17 protein-coding genes are annotated in these 17,721 nt (G+C 64.5%); 2 read left to right on the top strand and 15 right to left on the bottom strand.

What is annotated here, in order from left to right; genetic code table 11:
• Positions 1 to 34 precede the first annotated feature (34 nt).
• Positions 35 to 829: a hypothetical protein gene (locus N3C64_RS14660; protein WP_260015020.1), complete on the top strand. Its 795-nt coding sequence runs from the start codon at positions 35 to 37 to the stop codon at positions 827 to 829.
• Positions 830 to 888: 59 nt separating this feature from the next.
• On the opposite strand, the gene N3C64_RS14655 is transcribed toward N3C64_RS14660, so the two are convergent.
• From N3C64_RS14655 to N3C64_RS14590, 14 genes are all read right to left on the bottom strand, one after another.
• Complete coding sequence (locus N3C64_RS14655) at positions 889 to 1,230, bottom strand: hypothetical protein (protein ID WP_260015019.1); 342 nt, start codon at positions 1,228 to 1,230, stop codon at positions 889 to 891.
• An 84-nt stretch (positions 1,231 to 1,314) separates the two neighbouring features.
• On the bottom strand, positions 1,315 to 2,658 hold the full coding sequence (locus N3C64_RS14650; protein WP_218629472.1) for a sigma-54-dependent transcriptional regulator: 1,344 nt from the start codon (positions 2,656 to 2,658) through the stop codon (positions 1,315 to 1,317).
• A complete protein-coding gene (locus N3C64_RS14645; protein WP_260015018.1) occupies positions 2,655 to 4,565 on the bottom strand; it encodes a sensor histidine kinase in 1,911 nt (636 codons plus the stop codon). Before N3C64_RS14645 ends, N3C64_RS14650 begins: the two co-directional genes overlap by 4 nt.
• The gene (locus N3C64_RS14640) at positions 4,562 to 5,551 is read right to left on the bottom strand and encodes a 4Fe-4S binding protein (RefSeq protein WP_260015017.1); all 990 of its coding nucleotides are present in this window, start codon (positions 5,549 to 5,551) and stop codon (positions 4,562 to 4,564) included. The genes N3C64_RS14645 and N3C64_RS14640 overlap by 4 nt, the downstream gene beginning before the upstream one ends.
• Entirely contained in the window at positions 5,545 to 6,318 is a 774-nt protein-coding gene (locus N3C64_RS14635; protein WP_260015016.1) for a TorD/DmsD family molecular chaperone, read from the bottom strand. Before N3C64_RS14635 ends, N3C64_RS14640 begins: the two co-directional genes overlap by 7 nt.
• Entirely contained in the window at positions 6,311 to 6,979 is a 669-nt protein-coding gene (locus tag N3C64_RS14630) for a 4Fe-4S dicluster domain-containing protein (RefSeq protein ID WP_260015015.1), read from the bottom strand. Before N3C64_RS14630 ends, N3C64_RS14635 begins: the two co-directional genes overlap by 8 nt.
• Positions 6,980 to 6,994: 15 nt before the next feature.
• Entirely contained in the window at positions 6,995 to 9,559 is a 2,565-nt protein-coding gene (locus N3C64_RS14625; protein WP_260015014.1) for a molybdopterin-containing oxidoreductase family protein, read from the bottom strand.
• 14 nt (positions 9,560 to 9,573) lie between these two features.
• A complete protein-coding gene (locus tag N3C64_RS14620) occupies positions 9,574 to 11,046 on the bottom strand; it encodes a c-type cytochrome (protein WP_260015013.1) in 1,473 nt (490 codons plus the stop codon).
• Between the two features lie 67 nt (positions 11,047 to 11,113).
• Positions 11,114 to 11,686, bottom strand: a complete 573-nt coding sequence (locus tag N3C64_RS14615; protein ID WP_260015012.1) for a hypothetical protein — start codon at positions 11,684 to 11,686, stop codon at positions 11,114 to 11,116.
• Between the two features lie 92 nt (positions 11,687 to 11,778).
• Positions 11,779 to 12,144, bottom strand: coding sequence for a hypothetical protein (locus N3C64_RS14610; RefSeq protein WP_260015011.1), 366 nt, complete (start codon positions 12,142 to 12,144; stop codon positions 11,779 to 11,781).
• Between the two features lie 476 nt (positions 12,145 to 12,620).
• Entirely contained in the window at positions 12,621 to 12,887 is a 267-nt protein-coding gene (locus N3C64_RS14605) for a glycine zipper 2TM domain-containing protein (protein ID WP_218629481.1), read from the bottom strand.
• 295 nt (positions 12,888 to 13,182) lie between these two features.
• Positions 13,183 to 13,968 carry a transporter gene (locus N3C64_RS14600; protein ID WP_260015010.1) on the bottom strand — a complete coding sequence of 262 codons (786 nt, stop codon included), beginning with the start codon at positions 13,966 to 13,968 and terminating at the stop codon, positions 13,183 to 13,185.
• A gap of 29 nt (positions 13,969 to 13,997) precedes the next feature.
• Positions 13,998 to 14,498 carry a DUF1254 domain-containing protein gene (locus N3C64_RS14595; RefSeq protein WP_260015009.1) on the bottom strand — a complete coding sequence of 167 codons (501 nt, stop codon included), beginning with the start codon at positions 14,496 to 14,498 and terminating at the stop codon, positions 13,998 to 14,000.
• Positions 14,499 to 14,633: 135 nt separating this feature from the next.
• Entirely contained in the window at positions 14,634 to 15,386 is a 753-nt protein-coding gene (locus tag N3C64_RS14590) for a porin family protein (protein ID WP_260015008.1), read from the bottom strand.
• A gap of 171 nt (positions 15,387 to 15,557) precedes the next feature.
• Here N3C64_RS14590 and N3C64_RS14585 point away from each other — a divergent pair, with 171 nt between their 5' ends.
• On the top strand, positions 15,558 to 16,592 hold the full coding sequence (locus N3C64_RS14585; RefSeq protein WP_260015007.1) for a helix-turn-helix domain-containing protein: 1,035 nt from the start codon (positions 15,558 to 15,560) through the stop codon (positions 16,590 to 16,592).
• A 31-nt stretch (positions 16,593 to 16,623) separates the two neighbouring features.
• Here N3C64_RS14585 and N3C64_RS14580 read toward each other — a convergent pair whose 3' ends face one another.
• Positions 16,624 to 17,718 (bottom strand): extracellular solute-binding protein, encoded by a 1,095-nt coding sequence (locus N3C64_RS14580; RefSeq protein WP_260015006.1) that lies wholly within the window; start codon positions 17,716 to 17,718, stop codon positions 16,624 to 16,626.
• Between the last annotated feature and the right edge of the window lie 3 nt (positions 17,719 to 17,721).

Here is a 17,721-nt window from a genome sequence, read left to right as displayed (position 1 = left end):
TTGCCTTGACTGCATAACGCGGGGGAGGAACGCCATGTTCGTCGCTCAGTCCGGTCTGCGAGGTGGTGCGTCGGGGAGATGTCTCGGCGCAAAGGCGTCGGCGATTGCCTGCATCGTGGCGCTGGCGTTTACGGCGGGGCGCGCGGATGCGCAGGATAGCGGCGACTGGAAGATGCGGTTCAACCCCTACCTTTGGGGCTCTGGTCTGAGTGGAAGCGTGGCCACGGTGCCCGGGGTGCCCCCTGCCGATATCGATAAGTCTTTCAGCGAAATTCTCGATAATCTCGATCTCGGCGCTATGGCGGGGCTGACGGCACGAAAGGACAATTTCGGGCTTTTCGGCGATGTGATGTATGTGAAGATCGGGGCCGAGCAGGCGCTTGGTCCTGTGCTGGGCCGCGCCTCGCTCGACGCGAAGAATTTCGCCTTCACCTTGGGCGGCGATTACGTCATCGCGCGATCCCAACGTGGCGAGTTGCGCGTGGCCGGGGGGCTTCGCTACTGGAACGTCGAGACCGACCTGCGTTTCAGCGGTGGCACGGTGGGAGAGCGTTCGGGCTCGGCCTCAAACGACTGGGTCGATGGTCTGGCGGGTGTAAACTGGCTGGCCGACACAAGCGAAAAGACCTTCGTGACGGGTTGGGCAATGGTCGGGGCGGGCGGGTCGGACTTTACCACCGACGTCTTTGCAGGGCTTGGTTACCGGATCAGTGAGCGCAACGCCATCGTCGGCGGCTACCGCTACCTGAGCGTCGATCGTGAGGATGGCGATTTCCAGTATGACGTCGAACAGCAGGGTCTGATGCTTGGTCTAAGCCTGCCGTTCTGATCGCGACCAAGTCTACTGCGCGTCGCGCCCGGCCGTTGGCCGATCAGCCTGATCGGCGCTTACTCAAGCTGCCAGAGCCCGTCAGCCCGTTTGCAGCGTTTGAATTCGGCGCGCTGTTGCCCGGCTTTCTCCTTGGTCTCGAAGATATGCGTGATCAGGACGCAACCTTCCTCGACGCCGGTGACCTCGATCGAGCCGCTCGCACCGCTGGCCTCGTTTTGCCATGTGCTCTTGTCGCCGGCCTGTACCTCGGGGTTGGTGTAGAGCGCCTCGGACTCGGCAAGCACCGCCTTGATATCGTCGGGCGTAAGACCCGAATCGCCCAGCATGACCGCCACGCTTTGGGCCTGTGCCACCCCGGAGAGGCCGACAAACACCAGCACGGAAAGAAGGGATCGCATTGGAAAACTCCGTAGCTGTGGCTCTGAAGTATGCTTAGCCAGAAATGCTGCGGCACACAACGGCGGCGGCTGCCTCGGGCGAAGTCAGTTGATCTTGCGCAGGATGCGGTAGGTGTTGCGCTCGGAAATCCCGAGTGTCTCGGCCAGTTTCTGGCGGTTACCGCCGTAGCGGTCGAGCAGCAGTTGCAGATAGGCGTCGCGCATCTCCTCAAGCGTGGGCGGCGCGGCGAAACGTAGCAGGATACCGTTGCCACCAGCGGCCTGAGCGCCGGTCTGACCGGCCAGCCCGACATCGGCTGGCAGAATCTCGGCGCGACCGGCGGACATGATCAGCCCGCGCTCGATCGCGTTGCGCAACTCGCGGATATTGCCCGGCCAGTCATAGCTTTGCAGCGCGGTGCGGGTTTCGCGCGGCAGAACCTTGTCGACGCCGCGCTGGAACGAGCGGTTCTCAAGCAGGAACTCGGCCAGGGCCGGGATGTCCTGCGCGCGCTCGCGCAGGGCCGGCACGGCGAGGCTGAGCGCCGAGAGGCGGTAGAACAGCTCGGGGCGGAAGCGGCCCTCGCGTGCGGCGCCTTCGAGGTCGGCGGCGGTGGCCGCGATCAGACGCACGGGGCAGGGCAGGGACATGGTCGAACCCTGCGGCCGGTAGCAGCCCTGTTCCATAACGCGCAGCACAGGTGCCTGAAGGGTTAGCGGCAGCTTCTCGATTTCGTTCAGGAAGACCGTCCCGGCTTCGGCTGCGGCAAAGAGGCCCTCGCGCCGGGTAGAGCCGCTGCCCGGCAGGCTGCCGAACAGATCGGCCGCGCTCAGCTCGGGGTCGCAGTCGATAGTGACGAAGCGCGCGTTGGCGCGCGGGCTTTGCATGTGGATTGCCTCGGCCACGGCGGTCTTGCCGGTGCCCGCCTCGCCGCGTAGCAGCACGGGCGCATCCGAGGCCGCCACCAGACCGATCATGCGGCGTAACTCGACCATCACCGGGCTGTCGCCTGTCAGGGTCATCTGGTCGGCGCGTTGCGCTTTGGCCTGCCAGAACGCTAGATCGCGCCGCAGAGCCGCCGTCTCGAACACACGCCCAAGCGCCAATTCAAGACTGTCGGGTGAGACCGGCTTGAGCATGTATTCCACCGCCCCCGCCTTGACCGCGCGCACCGCCTGGTCGATCGAGCCGAAGGCCGTCAGGATCACCACCGGGCAGAACTCGCGCAGCTCGGGCAAGAAGGTCATGCCATCGGTGTCCGGCAGGCGCATGTCGAGGATCGCCAGCGCCGGCGCGAAATAGCCCAACATTTCCAGCGCCTCGGCGCGCGAGCGCGCGCCGCGTGCGTCATGCCCCAGTTCGACCAGTTGGTCGCAGAGCAGACGGTTCAGGGTGCGGTCGTCCTCGACCACAAGGATCGGGCGCGGGGCGACGGGGGGAGGTGTCATGGCGGCGTTTCCTGCAAGGGGGTGACATCCGCCTGCGGGACGTCTGGTTCCGGGGTGTCGGGATCGGGGAAGGCCACGGTAAAGACCGAGCCTTCCCCGAGGTTGCTTTCAACATCGATCGTCGCGCCGTGACGGTCGAGGATGCCGCGCACGATTGACAGACCAAGTCCGCGGCCCATGCTGGAATCGGCGCGGCGAGACCAGAAGGGCATGAATATGCGCTCCAGATCGGCGGCGGCGATGCCGATGCCCAGGTCGGAAACCGACAGGCGCACCTTGCCCGCCTCGCGCCAGCCGCGCAGCGTGACGATGCCGCCCGTGGGCATCGCATGGAAGGCGTTCATGATCAGGTTCGTCATCAGCATCCGCAGGTCGGCGTCGGTGGCAATCACCCGCAATCCGGGGGCCAACTCGGTTTGCATCGTGATGCCGCCCTGCTCGGCCTGATAGTTGAGCAACTGCGACACGCCCGAGACGACGCGGTCAAGCTCGATCAGTTGGCGGCCCTCGCCGGGCGGGGCGGATAGCATCAGCAGGTTGTCGGTGATCTCGATGCATTTGCCGACCTCGGAGCGGATCGTGTCGAAATAGGCCCGGGCGCGCTCCGGTCGGCCCTGGTCGAATTCGCGCGCGAGCGCCGCAAGCGCGAGTTCAACCGACGAGAGCGGGTTGAAGATCTCATGTGCAACCCCGGCGGCCAGCAGGCCGATCTCGCTCAGCCGTTCCTCTTGCGAGATACGCGCCTGGGTGTCGAGATCGCGGATCGCCTCGACCACACAGGGCGATCCATTGCCCGCGAGATCGATCCGCGCCGAACTGACCTCCACCGTGCGCGCGCCGTTGGCGCAATGGTGGCGGTCGCGGAAGGTGACGGCCGAGGCGCCCTTTTCGATCAGTTCGACCACCGGGCAGGTCACCAGAGTATGCGGGCAGGGGGTGTCGCGAGCGTGGCTGGAGGCGTAGCAGAAACTGCCCGCGACCGTTTCGGGGGCATGTCCGGTTTGTGCGCAATAGGCACGGTTGGCGCGCAGGATGCGGAAGTCGGGGCCGATCACCCGCACACCGTCGGGCAGCGCATCGAGCAGCGCCTGCAATTCGGCCTCGGAATGCCGTATCGTCGCCAGTTGCGCCTCGATCTGCGAGGACATGCGGTTGAACGTCTGCCCGAGGTCGGCGATTTCATCGCGCCCGCGCAGATCGAGCCTTGTATCAAGATGGCCGTCGGCCAACGCGCGGTTGGCGGCGGTCAGCCGTTCGAGCGGCGCGATCACCATACGGCGCAGCGCGATCCACATCGCCGCGCTGGCCAGTGTCACGACTGCCATCCCGAGGAGCCCCAGCCAGATTGCGCCGGACAGCGCCTCGCGTCGGATCGCCCCGGCACGGTAATCCACCACCAGCAGCCCGTTGACCGGATGCTCGGCCGCTTCGCCGTGGCATTGGCTGCACTCGCTGCGGTTCAGCACCGGGTTGATCGAGCGCATGGCAACTTCGCCCATGCCGTCGTCAAGGTAGCGAGCGTGGGGCGTGCGGCTTTCCAGCGCATCGCGCAGCGCCGGGCTGTCAAGTCGCTGCCCGACGCGCGCCGGGTCCGATGAGAAGCGCACCTCGAAGTCGGGATTGACGATCATCACCCGCTCAATGTCGTCCTGCCGGCCCAAGCCGTCGAGGATCTGCACAAGGCCGGGAATGTCGCGCTTGAGCATGGCGTTTTCCAGCGCACCCTGGAGCAGTTCGTTGATCTGGCCGGCCGCGCGGGCGTGCACCGAGATCATCTGGCTGCGGTAAAGCGAGCTGAGCACCACGAGAAACAGCGCCGAGACAACGATCAGCAGCCCCCCGAGGGCGAGGATCAGCTTGCGCTGCACCGAGGCACCCGCCCAGTGCCGGAACCGGGCCATGATCATGGCAGCACCTGAAACAGCTTGCGGTGATGTCCGGTACGACGACAGACCGGGCAAAGATCGCCCTCGGTGCCTGCTGGGCGATGCGCGGCGGGCTCCTGCACCGATACCCCGCACCCGCGGCAGGCATAGGCCTGCAGCGGCACGTCGGGGGGAGCTGGGACCATCGCGGCTAGTTGCAAGGCATCCTCGTCGCAAACGTCGGCACAGAGCCCGCAGCCGGTGCAGGCCGCAGGCTCGGTCCGGTAGCACAGATCCCCCTGATCGTCTTTGATACGGATCAGGACCTCGTGTGGACAGATGCACAAACAGGCCCCGCAGCCCGTGCATTTTCCGGCCTCAATGCAGGGAACGGTGGCGAAGAGGCCGGTATCGAGGCATGGCTCCGCCTGCAACCGGGCCAGTGCGTCGTTGTGTGTCTCGGGAGCGGCGACGCGTGCAAAGAGGTTGCGGCGCGCGGGGTTTTCTGGGGCATCGCGCAGGAAAGTGGCGACCTGGCTCCGGCTGGCGGGTGCGATGTCCAGCGCTGCCAACCCGCGGGCCTCGGCCAGCGCCGAAATTTGCGCGACACGCGCCGACAGGTCATGCCCCTCGGGGGGCTGGTCGGGGCAGGTTGCGCAATCACCGCTGGCCAGAGCGATCAGGCGCACGCCTGCAGCCCGGAGCGCCGCAAGATCGTTCAACGAGAGCGCGTGGGCGCAGGGGCGGGCCGCATCGCCTTGCGGGTGGCGCGAGCAGAGCGCCAGGGCAACCTCTGCGCGCTGCGCGACAACAGCGGCAGGGCCGGGCAGTGAGAGCGCGCTTTCTGGGCAGGCCGCCACGCAGAGCCCGCAGCCCGAACAGAGTTCAGGCTCAATCCGCAATCCGCCGCGGATCGGTTCGAGCGCGCCTTGCGGGCAGGCCTCGATGCAGGCCGCGCAGGAACTGGCCGACAGACGGGCCGCAGTGCAACTGCCCGCGGCCAGCCGGGGCAGGGCGGCGGCTACCAACTCTCGGCCGCTCCGGGAACGAAAGGCGCGGCCTCGGGGTCGGGCTGGCTGGAGGCAGGGACCGCCTTGCGCGGCTGACGCGCAAGGCCCGTCAGTTCCTCAAGCTGGTCGCGCAGGGCCTCCAGGTAGGCCGCGCAGAGCAGCCCCGCGGCGGCATAGAGCGGCTCGGCCACACGAAGCGCCATGCGGCGACCGAACTCGGGCACCCAGGGCAGCAGATGCGCGTCAAGGAAATGCGCCGCGTCTGCCATGCCCGCCTCGGTGCCGAGGTTCAGCAGCAGCCCGAGGAATTGCAGCTCATGCACGATGTGATCATCGGCGCGCTTGCGCCAGTCGGGGACGCTCACGCCGTAATGCGCATACCAGTCGCGCACCTCGAACATCGGGCCCTGGCGTTCCAGCTTTTCTTCGGTCAGCCAGACCGAGGCGTTGGGCGCCAGCCGGTAGCCATGGGTCAGAAAGACATCTGCGTAATCGGCGGCCAGCGCGTCCAGAACGCGGGCGGGAACCGTCTCGGGCAGGTCCGACAGGGCCACACGCAGCACCTGCGACCCCGCTCGCCCCTCAGCGGAAGGCAGCAACGCCTCAAACAGATCGGGCGCCTGAATGGCACATAGCCCGCACAGAAGATCGCTGTCTGCCTCGCCGTCAAAGAGGCGGATCAATAGGTCAAGAGCCTCGGCGGCGGTATCAAGGGTGCCCCGTGCCGTATCAGGGGCGGCACGGGGCAGGGGCGGGGAGGGGAGACTGATTTGAGGTTCACCCATCGACCCGCCCTTTCGAATGCGGAATGAACACGATTGAGGGATTGGTCAGTTCCGGGTCGGCCATGGATTTGACCTGCCGCACGACCTCATCGTTCGGCCCGCGTGCTCTCGTCTCGTAGCTGCCGTCGCGCAGCTGGTCGATCGGCCCGATGTCGAGCACCCGCATCATGCAGGCCGAGACGCAATAGGGTTTGCGCCCCGCCTCCAGCTCGTCGATGCACATGTTGCACTTCTTGACGACGTTTTCTTCGGGGTCGAACTGCGGCGCGCCATAGGGGCACGAGGCCTCGCATTTGCGGCACCCGATGCACAGCGTGGTGTCGATGTCCACCACGCCATTGTCGGGACGCTTGAAGATCGCGCCGGTCGGGCAGGTCGGGATACAGGCCGGCTCCGCGCAATGGTTGCACGACATGTTGATCTTGAAGGCGAAGACCTCGGGGAAAGTGCCGCCCTCGATATATTGCACGCGACGAAAGCGCGGCCCGGCCGCCAGCCCGTTCTTGTCCTTGCAGGCGATCTCGCAAGCGCGGCAGCCGATACAATCCACGTTGTTGTGGATAAAGCCGAACTGCTGCTCGGGGACTACGGGGGTGTAGCCCTCGCGCTTGCGCTTGGCGGCATTGGCCTTGATGGCTTCCTTGTCGATCTTGTTGGCCATGATGGTTTGCCCCCTTTACTGATCGCGCCGGAAGACATGGGAGCGCGCCGTGGCCAGCTGATCCCATCCGGGGCGGTGATGCAGGTCGGTTTTGCGGATGTCGCACAGCACCGTGTTGTAGGCGAAGGCCCCGGCGGGCGAGGGATCGTCCTTGGTCAGGAAGTCCGGGTTGCCCGCGCGGTCCACGCCATCCTTGTCGAGATCCATCCAGGCGCCCTCATGCAGCACCAGAACGCCGGGCATACAACGCTCGGTCACATAGACCGGCGTCACCACGCGACCGCGATCGTTCCACAGCTCGACGATGTCGCCATGCTTGATGCCCATCCGTTTGGCATCGGCGGCGTTCATCGTCGTTTCCTGACTGAAGGTCTCGCGCAGCCAGGGGATGTTGTTGAAGATCGAGTGCGTGCGCCAGCGCGGATGCGGGCTGATCAGGTGGAAGGGATAGGTCTCGGTCAGCGGATGGTTGAGGCTTTCCCAAGGCTCGATCCATTTCGGGATCGCGGGGATCTCGTAGCCGTATTGCGTGCGCGTCCAGTCGTCGATCTGCGCCAGCTGCGAGGACAGGATCTCGATCTTGCCCGAGGGGGTCTGGAATGGCAGGCCCTGCTCGATCTGGGCGCGGAAGGCGACATGCGGCTGCGACAGGATGAACTTGTAAACGCCGCGCTTCTTGAACTCTTCCCAGCTCCATTCGACATGCTGGTGGTCTTGCACCTTGTGCCACCAATCGACCAGATAGGCCTCGTCCGTGGCATCGGGATTGTCGAAATAGTCGCGCGCGGCCTTCGGGTTGTAGGCCGGGCCGAAGCCAAGGCGCCAGGCAAGCTCGGTATAGACCTGGAAGTCAGTCTTGCTCTCGCCGAGGGGCTCGATGACCTTCGGGCGGTGGATGTAGTAATGTCCCTTGTACCAGGGCAGGGCGACATCGTGGCGCTCGAAATGGGTGGCGATGGGCAGCAGGTAGTCGGCCCAGATGCCGGTCGGCGTGATCGTGCTGTCCGAGCAGACCAGAAGGCTTTCGCCCTCGCCCTGCTCATCGAGCTTGCGGATCGCCGCGATCTCCTTGTTGATGTTCGTCAGCTGGTTGAACCAGTCCGAACCCTGCCAGAAGATGCCGCGGATGTTCGGCACCACCCCGTCGAACTGGTCGCTGCGCGGCCACAGCCCCGCCTCCTGCCGGGTGACATTGGGGTAATTGAGCACGATATGCGCCCAACGGTCGGACTTGATCGAGGCATACCAGACGTTGGCATATTGGTCATAGGGATAGGCCACCGCCTCGGAGTGCCAGGCCTTGCCCACGCCCTCGGCGCAGCCGCCGAGGATGCCGATATTGCCGGTCATCGCCTGAAGCGCTGCGGCCATGCGGTTATATTGCTCGCCATAGGCATTGCGCCCCGGCGCCCAGCTGGCCTTGAGCGCGGCGGGCTTGGTGGTGGCATACATCTCGGCCAGCTTGCGGATATCCTCGGCCTTCACGCCGCAGATCTCGGCGGCCCATTCGGGCGTCTTCGGCACGCCGTCATTGGTGCCAAGGATGTATTCCTTGAAGCTTTCATGGCCGCGCTGATAGGCCCATTGCGGCGTCGTGCCCGGATCCATGCCCTGTACGAAGCGGTCGATGAAGCCCTGATCGTGCCAGCCCTGATCCCAGATATGATAGGCCATGCCCGCCATCATCGCGGCATCGGTATTCGGGCGGATCGGGATCCACCAGGCGTCATAGGCGGCGGCCGAGTCGGTATATTGCGGATCGATCAGCACGAATTTGCAGCCGCGCTGCTTCGCCATCCGCATGTAGTAGAACGTGTTGCCGCCGTGGAAGGTATAAGCCGGGTTCCAGCCCCACATGATGATCAGCTTGGAATGCGCATAGGCGTCATCCTCGTTGCCATCTTCGATCGTGCCGAAGGTCATCCGGCTTGAAAATGTGGTGCCCTGATAAGAGGGCACCGACCAGCTCGAGGTGCGGCAGCCAAACATACCCAGGAACCGGCCCAACAGCCCCTCGATCTGGTCGGATTTATGCAGAACCCCGTAAGAGGCGCCCGCATAGGATTGGTCCAGCAGGGCCTGCGGCCCGTATTTGTCGCGCAGATAGACCATGCGCTCGGCGATCTCGGTCAGCGCCTGATCCCAGCTCACGCGCTTGAACTTGCCCTCGCCGCGCTTGCCCACGCGCTTCATCGGATACAGCAGCCGTTCGGGCGAATAGAGCCGCGAGCGGTAGCTGCGCCCGCGCAGGCAGGCGCGCAACTGCGGCTTCTCCTCGGTATCGGTGCCATAGGCATCGCCCTGATAGGTGCCGTTGTCGGTGGACAGACGGACGATCACGTCGCCCTTCTTATGCGCCACCAACATGTGCCGCGAGCCGCAGTTATGCGCGCAGGATGTCACGACGGTCTCAAGATCGTCGTCGCGCGGATAGGGCTCGTAGGCGAAGGCATTGGCCTTGCGCGCACCCGCGGGCATCACCAGCGCAGTGGCCGCGGTGGCGCTGGCGGTTTGCAGAAACTGGCGCCGGGTGGGGGTGAACAGCCGCGTCCAGGCTGCGGGGTTGAACCGGGTGGTCATGGTTCTGCTCTCCTTCACTCGGCAGTTTCGGGCAGACGGTATTTCTCGTCCGAGGCGGTGGGGCGGTCAGTAGCCCAGGCGGGGGTCTCGGGGTCCATTCCGGGCCAGGGGTGCCGCGCATATGGATACGAGATCCGATACCAGGCCCGCCCGCCGTGGCAGCCGTAGCAGGTGTCCGACGAGACCTCCTGCGCCAGTGCCTCGATATTGGCGGCGTTGAGGTAGCTCACGTTGTGCCGGTTGGTGCGGAACAACTCGTTATGGCAGCTCAGGCAGCCATTCGCGGTCGCCGGATCGGTGGGGTCTTCCATATCGCCGCGCACCTCGTGCCACGGACCGCCGAGGCCCATGATCTCGACCGGGTCGGGCATCGCGCCATGGCAACGCAGACAGGTGGTCTCGGGGTTGACCATCTTGCGGTTGGTGAACTCGGGGCTGGCCGAGGCGCTCAAGAAGGGGCGGCCCGGCATCATGTCGGGGCTTTCCTCGCGCGGGTCGTTGCCCTGGTGGCAGAAATTGCACTGCAGGTTCATCACCTCTTGCGCGAAATCGCTTTGCAGGTGGCGCCAATGCAGATCTGCCTGTGGGCCGCTGTAGGTATCCAGCGTCTGATACCAGGCCAGGCTCGTCTCGGCCTTCACCCCGGCGGGGCTTTCCTCGCGCGGCTTGGCATCGGTGATTTCCTGGTGACACACGAGGCATTCGGCGTTCGAGGCCGTCTCGATGCGCGGCGGGAAATGGATCGGGTGATAGCGCGCCTCGTCGTAGCTGAGGCCTTCAACCTCGGCCTCAAGGGCCGCAACACGCGCGGCGATCTCGGCTTCCTGCTCGGCGCTCGGCGCGGGCGGGTTGGTGAACGGGGTTTGCGCGATCTCGGGCGTCTCGGGGGCGGGTGCCTCGGTCGCGGCCGGCGCTTCGGATGACGCCGCATCTGACTGCGCGAAGGGCAGATCGCCCGGAGCAATCGGCGCATCGCTCTGGGCGGCAAGCCAGGCGATCAGGTTGTGCCGATCAGCGGCTTTGGACAGGCCAGCAAAGGCCATCGAGGTGCCGGGGACCATCTCTTTTGGCTTGGTCAGATACTGGTCGAGCCGCTCGGGGCTCCAGACCTCATTTGCCTGGCCCTGCATGGCCTCGGAATAGGAAAAGCCCGCAGCCGAGGCCACGGGACGCGCGACGATGTTCCAGAGGTTCGGACCGGTGCGAGCGGCGCCGCCCTGATCCGCCGTATGGCAGGCGGCGCATTTCTTGAAGACCTTGGCGCCAGCCTCGGGGTCGAGCGCGGCGATCTGTGCCTCGGCCGGTGCCGGGGCGCTGTCTGATGCGTTTTGGGACGGCGCGGCCTCGGCCGTCGCCTTAGGCGCGCTGGCCGGTTCATCAACTGAAATCGAGTAAAGCAAGGCGCCGACGGCATTCAAAGCCACCAGCGACGTGGAACCGAGCAATACGCCGAATGCCAGACCGAGAATGGATTCGAGTTTCGTCATCGCAGGCTATCCGTGCAAGAGGAGGTGCGGGAGGCGCAAACGCCTCCCACGATTGGCAAGGCGTGGGTTACTTGGCCATGAACGAGGTGCAGACCCAGCCGTCACCCATGCCGCTCATTCCCGACATTCCGCTCATACCGGACATGCCACCCATGCCGCTCATGCCTGACATGCCGCCCATACCGGACATGCCACCCATGCCGCTCATGCCCGACATACCGCCCATACCGGACATGCCACCCATGCCGCTCATGCCCGACATACCGCCCATACCGGACATTCCGTCCATGCCGCTCATGCCCGACATACCGCCCATACCGGACATACCACCCATGCCGCTCATGCCCGACATGCCGCCCATACCGGACATGCCGCCCATACCGGACATTCCCGACATGCCGCTCATGCCTTGCATTGCGGGTGCGTAGGTCCACTGCACGCAGACGCCTTCGCCGCCGGCCATACCGCTCATGCCCGACATTCCGCTCATACCGGACATGCCACCCATACCGGACATGCCCGACATGCCGCCCATACCGGACATACCGCTCATACCCGACATGCTGTCGGCCAGTGCCACGCCGCCGACGGCGCCAGCGCACAGCAGGATGGCCAGAGCTCCCTTAACCATAGCTTTCATTTCACTCTCCTTGGTGATGGCCGCTCACGGGGTTGCCCGTCAGGGCCTGTTGCCCGGGGAACCCCCCGGATGGGCAGCGCCGCGCGCCGCTCTCATTCGATGTCGTGCCAGTGCCGCAGGTCGTAAGGCCCGGTCATTCCGGGATGGATGAAGGGGTTGAACCAGGCGCCCTGATCGTCGAGCCATGCGAGGATGGTCGGGGGGACCGGGGTCTCGATCCCGTGGATCGCGTTTTCCTGCCAGGCGGCGTCGGGCGTGAATTGCACGATGGCCGGTGCACCCTCGGGGCGCGCGCTTGATGCGACACCGGCGATAAATCCGGTCGCGTCCTGCGAATGTGCTGCGGGAACCACGGCTATACCGAGGCCTGATGCGAGACCGGTGATCACCAGAGACCGGATGAGTTGTTTGGGCTTGGTCGATTTCGGGTTGGCCGCAGGACAGGTCATTGCACTCACTTTCGCTGGGGCCCGGCCTTTGTATTCAGAGGTCCAGGCTGGCAGCGAGACCTTAGCAAAAGATCATGCGCGAATGAGTATTAAGTCTTTAAATACAGTGTCTTGACTGGCTTGCGTGGGGGATTCTGGGCTGCCAATTTGGCACGCTGCGTCGCGGCATTGCGCGGCCCGGCCAAGATAGCGCGGCGCGATCCTGCCAATTTGGCAGAAGTCGGGGTGACGGGTTGTCATGCGGCGCATTGACGCGGGCGGCCCCGTCTGGGCGCCCCGGCGCTCGAATGGCGTGAAATCGCCTTGGAGGCGGTGCGAACCGGCGTGGTTGCGATTCGCAAACGCTCAGAGAAGCCTAGTGCAGGGGCGAAACTGCTGGGGGCTTTCGGCCCGAAAGAAAACCCGCCGCAGAGTGACCTGCGGCGGGTGAGCGGCGCGACCGCTTTGGCGCGCCCCTCGGCGGCACGTCGCCGCCGAGGCCTGAATCAGTTGCAGGGGGCTTCGTAGAGCGCGCCGGTCTGCGGGTTGCGGTAGGTGCACACCTTGTTGGTGGGCGTCGCGTTGGCGCCGATCGCCGTCCCGATCGCTGCCCCGGCAAGCGTTGCAGCGGTCGAACCCTTGCCGCCGCCAATCTGGCTGCCAACAGCTGCACCGGCAAGCGCGCCCGTGGCGGCATTGATCCCTTGGTCGTTGGTGCAACCAGCCACGAACCCGATCAACGCCAACATACCGATATATGCCGTCTTCCGCATGGTACTTCCTTTCACTCGGTGCCCGATCCGCCCTCGTCGGGGTGGGACACATGATTACTCTCTCCCGTCCGTCTTGGTCGCGAACGGGGTTGTCCTCAACGAATAGCGCAGGACCGACGCCTCCGATTCACGAAAACACCGAGCCCTGAAGCGATCCGCGTTCGAGGATGCCATGATGACGTCAATCATTTTGCGACACAATTCACTGTCGCGCGACCAAAAGGTAAATCAAAGCCCCCGGGCAGACAGCACCGGGGGCTTTGCCGTGTTTCTCAAGCGTGATTGCAGTGGTGGCTTATTTCTTGGGAAACACGAATTGGGCCTGGAGACGCAGGCGCCAGTCCTCGGGGCCGCCGGTGGGCGAGTCTGCCCAGTAGCCGATGCCGCCCATAAGGTTGACGGGCTTGCCCCCGATCATGACCAGTTTCGAGGCCGAGGCATTGATCGGGATCGACCACTGCTCGCTCTCCCAGTCATAGGTGGCTTCGGTCTGGAGGGAGTAGCTCCACGCGCTTGCCGTGGTGTAGGAGACGAACGGTTGGATGGTGGTGGCGTTGGTCGGCGTCTTGGGATTGTTTTCCAGATCCCACAGATGGTTCGCCAGAGCGCCCACGGTCCACTGCCCGCTCTGTTTCAAGGCGATGCCGGTCACGCCCGCGGCCCAGGTGTCGGAGGACACGTTCGTGCGGGTCGGGATCCGCACGATCGGACCCACGCCCCAGATCAGGCCGCCTTGATTGGCTGGCGTATACCAGGCGTTCAGCATGATGTCGCCGAGACCGCTCTGCGACGTGCCGGGGATGACGTTCTTTTGCCAGATATAGGGGACAATGGTCCGCGTGACGATCGTCGCGCCATTGTCGAGCGCGAAGGGCACGACAGGCTGAAGATTCAGCGTCTTGCGCGTGCCGTCGCCATTCAGGCCGAGGTTCTCGTCATAGTTGAACTGCAGCGGCACCGAGATGATGGCGGCGATCGGGTTGGCAAGCTCTTGTGCCAGATCCGAGGTTTCATCCGCCTGCGCGGTCATCGGGATCAGGGGCGTCAGCGCGATTGCGGCCGCCCGGATAAACGATCTCATGGTCAATTCCTTTCAGATATCTGCCTGGGTCAGCTTGCGGGCACGATGGTCGGGAACTTCCACGATCCGACGAGGATCTCGGGGCGCGCTTCTTCCTTGCGGCCAATGGCATAGTCCGAACTGAGGTCGAGCGATGCGATGTCGTTCAGCGCCTTGCGCGCGACTGCCAGCCGTTCGGTATCCCAGTCGGGCGCCTCGAACGGGCCGAGGCCGCCGCCCTCGATCGTGATCTTGTCCTGCGCGGCAAAGGTGCCGGGCTTCACGTCGACGAGCATGTCGAGATCCTGATCGATCACATGCGTCGACATATACCGCCGGCCGATCTCGGGCAGGGTGAACCTCACCGGTTTCGGCCGGTCAAAGATGACCGAGGAATAAAGCCCGTCCTGCTTGCTGCGGGTGACCGTCTGGTTTTGGGCGGTCGTAGGTTCGCGCAGATGCACCGGTTGTCTGACCTGAACGCCCTGCATCTGCATCGAAACGCGGAACATGTGGTCAGTCTCGGCGCGCAGGAAACTGTCGAGCGTCACCGGAATGACGGCCGCGTCGCCCTGTGCGTCTGTCGATTGCGCGCGGGCGCCGCCGCCAAGCAGAACGACAGCCAGCGCAACACCAAGCGCCAGTTTCGAGAGGCGGGTGAAAACGTGCAGCGTGCTCTCCCGTCCTTAGAAGCGGAAAGTAGCGCCGAGAACCGGGCCGGACTGTTCGACATCGAACAGAACACCGCCCTTGTCGTAATCGACCTCCATGTGGCGCCATCCCATCGACACGCCGAAGCTGTCAGAGACCGAGTAGGTAGCGCCGGCAAGCACCGACCATTCGCTATCGGCCCCTACGCCAAAGCCGCCGACCTCAAGCGCGCCGAACAGCGTCCAGCGATCATCCGCCCGATAGCGCCCGGCAACACCGATCAGCGGATTGACCCACGAGGCTTTCTCGGTCTGGCTGGTGGTGCCGCCGTTCACGCCGCGCAGCTTGAAGCTGTTGCTCAGCCACCAGGCGCGGGCGCCGACATAGGCGTCAAGGTGCCCCTTGGGCGAGCTTGCAACCGTGCGACCGGCCGCCAGCGCGAAGGTCGTCGTTTTGCTCCGGATCCCGATGCTGTCGAACACGACCCCGCCGAGCGCTTCGGTTGTCGAGGTTTTGACATAGGTGGAGTCGAGGTAGAACACCCAAGGATCGTTGCGCGCGCTTGCCATGAACATCCCGGCGAAATCGAGATCGTCAAGGATATCGCGGAAGGGGATGTCCACCTCGGTTGGCGGTAGCCCCGCGACAGTTCCGACATTCCCCTTGAGGCCCGACATCCATGCGTAGGGCGTTGCCTGCCACTGCCAGTCCGATGCCGACTGGGCATTTGCGGCGCCGGCGACAGAAACTGCTGAAATTGTCAGATAAACAATGAATGATGGCCGCATGGAGTCCTCCAAATTTCTACGGGAATGCAGAGCGCTGCGCGCGGATACAATCGTGGCACCCTGATCACGCTGCGTCATGGGTTTATTGCCGCCCATCCGCCTTCCTGCGCGAATTTTGGCATGGCGTCGGTGATCATTTTGCGACAAACTTCGCGCATGATTGCCCCGCTGGTGAACATTATTGAATTGAAGCATTTGGTTTCCGCTCTCGACCGGATGACATCGCCCTCGGTGGTGGACCGGGCGCTCAGATCTGCGGGCGTCAGCCGCAAGGTGCTTCGGGAGGTCAGCGGATTTCTGCCCTATGCGATCGAGGCGATCGTGCTGGAAAAGGTAGCCCGCGCGGTGGGCGATCGGCATCTTGGCGCGCGTCTGGGCAATGCGTTCGACTATTCCGCCTACGGGCCCTACGCCGATTACGTGCTTGGCGCGCCGACGCTGGTTTCGGCGCTGTTTCGCAGTCAGCAGGCCCTGCCGCTGTTGCATCCCGGTTCGTCGATCCGGACCAGTGCGCAAGATGGCAAGATCCTGATTTCGTTCTGCTCCGGCTTGTCCTCGGTCGTCGGTCACCGGCATCTCGATGAAGGCGCGATCCTTGTGGTGTGTCATGCCATCCGGCATTTTCTGGGCGACGACTGGGCGCCCGAATGGATCGAACTGACCGGGGCGCCTCATGCGCGTCTGCACGATATGGAGACATTGATCGGCGCGCCGATCCGGACCGGGGCCGATATGTCGGCGCTTGCGCTTCGCATGGAAGATCTGATGCGCCCGAACCCCCAACCGGTGGTTGGCGGGGCGCGGCTCCTGATTGACGACCTGCCTGCGCTGATGGGCTTGTCGCCGCTACGCAGCGTGGCCGACACGGTCGATAATTTCCTTCGCTTGCAACTGATTGCCGGGGATACCTCCGAGGATGGCGTCGCGCGGATGCTGTCTGTCGGGCCGCGCACGTTGCAGCGCGCGCTGCGCGCCGAGGGCACATCCTTTCGCGAGGTCAAGGCGCGTTTCAACGAGGAGCGGGCGCGCAAGTATCTGAGCGATTCCGATCTTTCGATCGACCAGATCGCCGGTCTTCTGGGCTATGAGGAGCCCAACAGCTTCCGTCGCGCCTTCCGGAACTGGACCGGCCAGTCGCCGGGGGCCTATCGCGATGCCGGAAAAAAAGTCCCGGCCTTGGGGCCGGGAGTTGCTCGGGCGCAGTAGTTGGCCATGCGCCCTTCGCGGGTTTTCGTGACTAGATGCCAGATTTCACCGAGGTCCAAAGGCGCGTTCGGTTGCGCAGGGTCTTCGCGTCCACGCTCTTGTCGGGGAACAGCCGGTTCAGCGTTTCTGCATCGGGGTAGATGCCCGGATCGCTCAGGATCGCCGGATCGACATGGGCGTTGGCGGCCTCGTTCGCATTGGCGAAGAACAGCATGTTCGACACCTCGGCGATCATCTCGGGGCGCAGCATGTGGTCGATGAAAGCATAGGCCTCGGCCACATTCTTCGCATCGCTCGGAATCGCCATGAGGTCGATCCACATCAGCGTGCCCTCTTTGGGGATCGTGTAGAGCACCTCGACGCCGTTGTTGCTTTCGGCCGCGCGGGCCTGCGCGATCCCCGCATCGCCGCTGTAGATGACCGCCATGCAGACATCGCCCGAGGCCAGATCGTTGGTGGCCTTCTGGTTATGGAAATAGCGGATGTGATCCGAGGCCGCGCTCAGCGCCGCCTGGGTCCGCTCCAGATCGGTTGCATCGTTCGAATAGGGGTCGATCCCGAGGTAGTTCATCGTGACCGAGACCATCTCGACCGGGGAGTCGAGCATCGCAATGCCGCAATCGGCCAGTTTGGAGGCGATCTCGGGGTTGAAGAGAACATCCCAGGTGGACATGTCCTGATCGCCAATGCGCTCGGCGACCAGCTTGGGGTTATAGGCGATGCCGATCGTGCCCCAGGTGTAGGGCACGCCCAGCTGCCGCCCGCCCGGCACCTTGTCGAGCGCGGCAAGAATATTGGGATCGAGGTTCGCGTAATTGCTCAGCCGCGCGGGGTCGATGGCCAGCAGCGCGCCCGCCTGAAACTCGCGCTCGGCGTTCGAGGCGGCGGGGAAGACCAGATCATAGCCCGAGGCCCCGGTCAGCAGCTTCGTCTCAAGGATCTCGTTCGAGTCGAAATAGTCGAGCGTCACCGATGTGCCAGTCTCCGCCTCGAAGGTCGAAAGCGAGGTTTCGCCGAGATAGTCGGCCCAGTTGTAGATTGCGAGGTCACCGGCCTGTGCGCTCCCCGCGCCGGAAATAGCCAGCGCGAGGGTGGTGATCGTGAGTGGGGTTCTCCTGTTGGACATAGT

The organism is Sedimentimonas flavescens (assembly GCF_025154035.1).
GTDB lineage: Bacteria > Pseudomonadota > Alphaproteobacteria > Rhodobacterales > Rhodobacteraceae > Rhodobacter > Rhodobacter flavescens.
Note: the sequence above shows the minus strand (reverse complement) of the source record. Positions and strands in the feature narration are given on the sequence as shown.